Genomic DNA, 6,420 nt, shown 5'->3' with positions numbered 1-6,420 from the left:
CCGCTGGGCGGAGTTCGCCTCCGGCGGCTACTCGTGGTGCTGCGCCCCTTGCGATTGCCACGCCGGGGTGACGCGCGCGAGCCGGTCGTTGACGCTTGCGCGCGCAGTCCCCCGCACCGCTGGGCGGAGTTCGCCTCCGGCGGCTACTCGTGGTGCTGCGCCCCTTGCGATTGCCACGCCGGGGTGACGCGCGCGAGCCGGTCGTTGACGCTGGCGCGCGCAGTTCCCCGCTCCGCTGGGCGGAGTTCGCCTCCGGCGGCTACTCGTGGTGCTGCGCCCCTTGCGGTTGCCACGCCGGGGTGGCGCGCGCGAGCCGGTCGTTGACGGTTGCGCGCGCAGTTCCCCGTGCCCGTGGGTGTGGTCGCCTCCGTGGCTGGGCGCGTTGGGGGGCGCGCCCAGAGCTTGTTCGGAGTGGGTCAGGACGCCTGGGTGTGGGGTGCGTGGTGGATCTCCACGCCGGGGGTGTCGCCGAAGGTGAGGCGGCACGTGTCCGCTCGGTACGTCGCCATGGAGACGGCCGCGGTGACGCCGCCGCTGAGGTAGCGGGTCGTCACGACGAGCACCGGAGCGCCGGGAAGGCGGTCCAGCTCCTTCGCGTCGTCGGCGCGGGCCGAGCCGAGTTCCACGGCGCGGTCCTGGCCGTCGAGGCCGAAGCGCTGCAACTCCCGCAGGACGGCACGCGCGCGTGCGGCGCCGGAGGGGGCGTCTATGGCGGTGAGGTCGGGCACCGAGCCCGACGGGACGTACAGCAGCTCGGCGGCGACCGGCTGACCGTGCGAGACGCGCGTACGGCGCAGCACGTGGACGGTCTCGCCCGCAGCGGTCCCCAGCATCTCGGCGACCGCGGCCGGCGGCACGTCCGGCGTGCAGTCGACGGCCTGCCACGCGTCCCCGCTGGCGCCGGGCCAGTCCTGGTCGGTGGAGGCGACGGCGACGCCCACCCGGGGCGGCGCCACCGTGGTGCCGACGCCGCGGCGTCGCTGGAGGCGCCCTTCCAGCTCGAGCTGCTCTAGCGCCTGACGCAGCGTGGCGCGGGCGACGCCGAAGCGGGCCGCGAGGTCACGCTCGTTCGGCAGGATCTCCCCGACGGCGAACTCGGAGTCGAGCGCCTCGCTGAGCACGGTCTTCAGGTGCCAGTACTTCGGCTCCGGTGCCGCTTCCAACTGCGTGGTCCCCACCCTGTCCTCCGCAACAGCCGTGCCCCGGCGGCTTTTTAGCGCCCTTGTTTATTAAAGGTTCCTGCACTATCCCTGCGAGAGTAGGGCCGCCCCTTGGCTTGGTCAAGACCAATCCTCGATCGGTTACGGCCCGCACAGGGGCCTTGCCGCAGAGCGTTCACGGAGGGCCGCACTCCGTTCATGCGGCGTTCGCGCGGCACGTCCGCGGCACAAGCAAGAGGCCCGCCCCTCGTACGACGGGAACGGGCCTCAAGTGACGCTCAGCTCACGGCATCTGTTCCGCCGCGCTGAAGAGCGACCGGAGCTTGTCCGGATTGCGCACGATATAGACGTACTGGATCTTGCCGTCGACGACGCCGAGTTGGAAGGCGCTGTCGGGCTCGCCCCGGCGGGAGGCGAGCAGCCCCGGGCCGCCGTTGAACTCCACGAAGCGGAATCGCATGCCGTCGGCGACACCCTGCCGCGTGGCCCCGTCCAGGAAGCGGCCCACCTTGTCGGCGCTCTCGATGACACGCAACGGCGCCTTCGCCTTGCCGCCGCTGTCGCCGACGAGCCGGACGTCGTGAGCGAGCAGGTCCATCAGGCCGTCGAGATCTCCCTCGCTCGCGGCGGCCAGGAACCGCTCGGTGAGGTCACGCTGTTGGGCCGGGTCGGCATCGAACCGCGGCCGCCGCTCCTCGACATGCTTGCGGGCACGGGCGCCGAGCCGGCGCACCGCGGCCTCGCCGCGGTCCAGCGTCTCGGCGATGTCCGAGAAGGGCAGCCCGAAGGCCTCACGCAGCACGAACACGGCGCGCTCCAGCGGGGAGAGCGACTCCAGGACGACGAGCACGGCGAGCGAGACGGAGTCGGCGAGCACGGCCCGTTCGGCGGTGTCGGGGACGGTGGGACCGAAGTCGGTCACGAGCGGTTCGGGCAACCAGGGCCCTACGTATGCCTCGCGTCGGGTCTGGGCCCGGCGCAGTCGGTCGAGAGCGAGGTGCGTCGTGATGCGCACCATGTAGGCGCGTGGTTCGCGTACGTCGCTGCGGTCGGCCTGCGACCAGCGCAGCCAGGCGTCCTGCACCACGTCCTCCGCGTCGGCGACGCGGCCCAACATGCGGTAGGCGACGCCCATGAGGACGGGCCGGTGCTCTTCGAAGACGTCGGTCACGGTATCGGCGGCCACGATTCCCATCCCAGCCCACCAACCATGCGCTGTCCACACGGCATCGCCCGGTCCGCCCGGCGCCGTGTCGCGTCCGGAGACCTCCCGCCTCTTGAACTGGACGCTACTGAGCGGTAATTGTTGCTGACAAGGAGTCTAAGGAACCGTCGGGGTGTGGCGGGGACAGGGAGCGGGCGACATGGCGGCACAGGCGACCTTCACCATCGAAGGCCCCGGCGGACCCCACACGGTGTCCTTGTCCTACGAGAGGGCAGGCTCCGGAGAACCGCTGCTCCTGCTGCACGGCATAGGCCACCACTGGCAGGCCTGGGAACCCGTGCTGCCGATCCTCGCCCTTGAGCGCGACGTGATCGCGGTGGACCTGCCGGGCTTCGGGAAGTCGCCCGCGCTGCCGGACGGCATGGCCTACGACCTGACAAGCGTGGTGCCGGTCCTGGACGCCTTCTGCCGCCACCTCGGCGTCGAACGGCCGCATGTGGCGGGCAACTCGCTCGGCGGGCTGCTCGCCCTGGATCTGGGCCGCGAGAAGCTCGTACGGTCCGTCACGGCGCTGTCCCCCGCGGGGTTCTGGAACGAGACGGAGCGGTACTACGCGTTCGGCACGCTGCTGGCCCTGCGGCAGGGCGCCCGGGCACTGCCGCTCCCGATGATCGAGCGGCTGTCCCGCTCGGCCGCCGGGCGCGCGGCGCTGACGAGTGCCATCTATGCGCGGCCCGGCCGCCGTTCACCGGAGGCGGTGGTCGCCGAGACGCTGGCGCTGCGCGACGCGACCGGCTTCTGGCCGACGCTGGCGGCGGGCCGTACGGTGCGCTTCCAGGACGACGTTCCCGAGGTGCCCGTCACCGTCGCCTGGGGCACTCGCGACCGGCTCCTCGTGCGCCGGCAGGGGATCCGCGCCAAGCACACCCTCCCGGACGCCCGGCTGGTCCGGCTGCCCGGGTGCGGTCACGTGCCGATGAACGACGACCCGGCTCTCGTGGCCCGCGTCATCCTGGACACCAGCCGCTGACCGTCCGCCGAACACCCCCGAGCCCAGGGCCACTCCGGCGGCGACGAGCGCGCTGCCGGCGCCCTGGGCGAGGCCGTAGCCGCCCGCGCCGACCAGCGGAGCCGTGCACGCGGCGGCCACCGGGATGAGGCCGGAGAACAGCGTGGCCCGCTCCGCGCCGATCCGCTGCATCCCCATGTACCAGCAGACGAACCCGACGACGGTGACGATCACGGCCTGCCAGAGAAGTGCGGCGGTTTCCGCGCCGTCCGGAACGCGCAACCACGAGGCGCCGTCGACGGCGACGCCCACAACTGCCGACTCCAGTGCGGCGATCGCGCAGACCACACAGGACAGGAGCCGGGGTCCGAGCGGGCGCAGCACCGGCACGGCCAGTACGGCGAAGCCCACCTCTCCGGCGAGGGCGCAGACGGAGAAGGCGATCCCGAGGGCGTCGGTGCGACCCCACCCTTGGACGGTGAAGGCCCCGGCAGCGACGAGCAACGCCCCGTAGAGGACGATCCGTTGAGGGTGCCGTCCGCCGAGCAGGGGCACGAGGACGGCGACGACGACGGGCGCACAGCCCACGAAGACGCCGGGTACGGCGGGTTCGGCGGTCCGCTCGGCGGCGAGCACCGCGAGGTTGAAGCCGACCATCCCGACGGCGGAGAGCAGGGCGAGCCTCCCCCACTGGCGCCGCCCGAGCCGCCGCAGCGGGGCCGCGCCGCCGCGCCCGACCAGGGGCAGGAGCAGCAGGCAGGCGAGGCCGTAGCGCAGGAACTGACCGCCTGCGTACGGGTACTCGCCCAGGACACTGTTGGCGGTGAAGGAGCCGCCGACCAGGATGCAGGCAAGTGCGGCGAACAGGGAACCGCGGAGCGAGGTGGCTTTCATGGTGTCGACGCTAGGAGGACCGGTGGCCTGGTTCGAGGTCCACTTGCAGGCTGCTGTCGGGGACCAATGAGACCGGGCCGTCGGCGCTGGCGCGGGGCGCATTAGGGTCCACCGGTATGACATCGTCGCCGCGCCCTCCCGTCGCCGAGGCCGATCCCCCGTCCGCCGCCTGGGAGTTGCTGCTTCCGGCGGCCGGCGCTCCGGCACGCGCGCGTGGCCGCTCGTTGCAGGCGGCGCTGCGGGACGCGGTGCGGTCGGGGCGGCTCGCGCCCGGGACGCGGCTGCCGTCGAGCAGGGACCTGGCGGGCGATCTCGGGGTGTCGCGCGGCCTGATCACCGAGGCGTACGAGCAGTTGGCGGCCGAGGGCTATCTGCGCAGCACCCGGGGGTCGGGGACCTGGGTGGGCGAGGCGGTGCGGGCGGCCCCGCGGGGCGCGCGGGACCTGGCCCCTGGCCGGCCCACGGGAGCCCGGGTCGACTTCGTGGCGGGCAGCCCGGATCTGTCGCTGTTCCCGCGCGCGGCATGGGCGGCGGCACAGCGGGACGCCCTGTCCGAGCTGCCGCACCCGACCCTCGGCTACCCCGACCCGCGCGGCCTGCCGCAGTTGCGCACGGCGCTGGCCGGGCTGCTCGCGCGGCGGCGCGGTGTGGTGGTGGACCCGGAGCGGATCATCGTGTGCTCCGGGGTGACGCAGGCGGTGACCCTGCTCGGCTTCGTGCTGCACGCGCGCGGGCAGCACGCCATCGGGGTCGAGGACCCCGGCAGCCCGCAGTACGAGGAACTGTTCGCCACGGCGGGACCGCGGGCGGTGCGGCTGCCCATGGACGCGCACGGCCTCGCCATGGAGGCGCTGGCGGCCTCCGGGGTGCGCACCGTGGTCACGACACCGTCGCACCACTTCCCGTCCGGCATCGCGTACACGGCCGGCCGCAGGGCCCGGCTCCTCGACTGGGCGCGGGCGGTGGACGGCCTCGTCGTGGAGGACGACTACGACGGGGACTTCCGCTACGACCGCGCTCCCGTAGGCGCGTTGCAGGGGCTCGACCCGGAACACGTCGCCTATACGGGCTCGGTGAGCAAGTCGCTCGCGCCGGGGCTCAGACTGGGCTGGCTGGTCGTCCCCGACGGGCTCACCGACGAGCTCGTCGCCCGTAAGCGCTACATGGACCTCGGCAACCCGGCGCTCGACCAGGCGGCGCTCGCCCGCTTCGTCGCGCGCGGTGACTACGACCGGCATCTGCGACGCTGCCAACGCGCCTACAAGGAGCGCCGGGACACCTTGGTGGCCGCTCTGGAGGAGCATCTTCCGGGCACGGAGGTGTCGGGCATCGCGGCGGGCCTGCACGCCATCGCCACGCTGCCCGGCCGCTACGGCCCGCACGCCGCGCTCCTCGAACGGTTCGCGGCCTCAGGGGTGGCCGTCCGCCCGCTGAGCCACTACGGGGCGGCCCCCGGCGAGGCACTGTCCCTCGTGCTCGGCTACGCGCACCTGGCGCCCGCACGGATCGCCGAAGGGGTGCGCCTCTTGGCGTACGCCGCTCAGGAGTTGGACCACGCGCGCGTGCAGAGCACCAGGCGGTAGCCGTCGGGGTCCTCGACGGTGACGCCCCACTCGTTCCAGTAGGGGTTGGGCGAGGCGACCCGCTTGCCTCCATGTGCGGCGAGGCGGGTGACGAGTTCCTCGGGGACCGGCCCGTCGACGTACACGACAAGGAGGTCCTCCGCGGTGGGCCGGGGCTCGACCGGTGCCGCCTGTTCGTGGACGAGTTCGAGGTGCCAGGAAGCGTCGGGCCAGCCGAGCATCAGCAGATCGTGCTCCCCCGGCTCCGGTCCGCCCTCGGCCCGGTACACGACGCTCAGGCCGAGCCCGCGGACCCAGAACTCCTCCGCTGCGGCGAGGTCCCGGGACGGGCGTGCGATGCGGACATGGGCGGAGGCGAGAGCCGGCGCGGTCATGGAGGTCCCCTTCGTCGTGGACCCCGACCGTAGGCCGGGGTCGATCGTGCGGACATCGGGCGGCGGCCCGGTCCGCCACGGGACCCTGGTCCTAGGACCCATGGAGGCGGCTTCCGCGCGCCCGGTTCCCTTGATGGTGGGGGCAGTTGTTCACTTGGGGTTCGTGTGCGCGCCGTGACGCGACAGTAGGTGTGGCTCTGCGGCGCCGTGCACGGACCAGGCACCGCACCGTCGT

The 6,420-nt window shown here is 73.2% G+C and carries 5 protein-coding genes and 1 pseudogene; 2 read left to right on the top strand and 4 right to left on the bottom strand.

Annotation, left to right across the window (positions count from 1 at the left end; genetic code table 11):
* Positions 1-416: 416 nt before the first annotated feature.
* Entirely contained in the window at positions 417-1,178 is a 762-nt protein-coding gene (locus AB0L37_RS17380) for a GntR family transcriptional regulator (RefSeq protein WP_365505378.1), read from the bottom strand.
* Between the two features lie 265 nt (positions 1,179-1,443).
* A complete protein-coding gene (sigJ, locus tag AB0L37_RS17375; protein WP_365505375.1) occupies positions 1,444-2,346 on the bottom strand; it encodes an RNA polymerase sigma factor SigJ in 903 nt (300 codons plus the stop codon).
* Between the two features lie 178 nt (positions 2,347-2,524).
* On the opposite strand from sigJ, the gene AB0L37_RS17370 reads away from it, so the two are divergent.
* The gene (locus AB0L37_RS17370; RefSeq protein WP_365505372.1) at positions 2,525-3,355 is read left to right on the top strand and encodes an alpha/beta hydrolase; all 831 of its coding nucleotides are present in this window, start codon (positions 2,525-2,527) and stop codon (positions 3,353-3,355) included.
* Positions 3,356-3,391: 36 nt separating this feature from the next.
* On the opposite strand, the pseudogene AB0L37_RS17365 reads toward AB0L37_RS17370, so the two are convergent.
* A pseudogene (locus AB0L37_RS17365) lies at positions 3,392-4,228 on the bottom strand (EamA family transporter); the annotation flags it as partial.
* A gap of 116 nt (positions 4,229-4,344) precedes the next feature.
* Between AB0L37_RS17365 and AB0L37_RS17360 the strand changes: the two are divergent.
* The gene (locus tag AB0L37_RS17360) at positions 4,345-5,811 is read left to right on the top strand and encodes a PLP-dependent aminotransferase family protein (RefSeq protein WP_365505369.1); all 1,467 of its coding nucleotides are present in this window, start codon (positions 4,345-4,347) and stop codon (positions 5,809-5,811) included.
* Here AB0L37_RS17360 and AB0L37_RS17355 read toward each other — a convergent pair.
* Complete coding sequence (locus AB0L37_RS17355) at positions 5,769-6,185, bottom strand: VOC family protein (protein WP_365505367.1); 417 nt, start codon at positions 6,183-6,185, stop codon at positions 5,769-5,771. The genes AB0L37_RS17360 and AB0L37_RS17355 overlap by 43 nt on opposite strands.
* Positions 6,186-6,420: the final 235 nt, after the last annotated feature.

This window comes from Streptomyces sp. NPDC052225, assembly GCF_040679615.1.
Lineage (GTDB): Bacteria > Actinomycetota > Actinomycetes > Streptomycetales > Streptomycetaceae > Streptomyces.
Note: the sequence above shows the minus strand (reverse complement) of the source record. Positions and strands in the feature narration are given on the sequence as shown.

Excerpts from the sequence above, each read along its gene's own strand:
- AB0L37_RS17370 (WP_365505372.1), top strand. The coding sequence starts at position 2,525 with ATGGCGGCACAGGCGACCTTCACCATCGAAGGCCCCGGCGGACCCCAC.
- AB0L37_RS17355 (WP_365505367.1), bottom strand. The coding sequence starts at position 6,185 with ATGACCGCGCCGGCTCTCGCCTCCGCCCATGTCCGCATCGCACGCCCG.
- AB0L37_RS17360 (WP_365505369.1), top strand. The coding sequence starts at position 4,345 with ATGACATCGTCGCCGCGCCCTCCCGTCGCCGAGGCCGATCCCCCGTCC.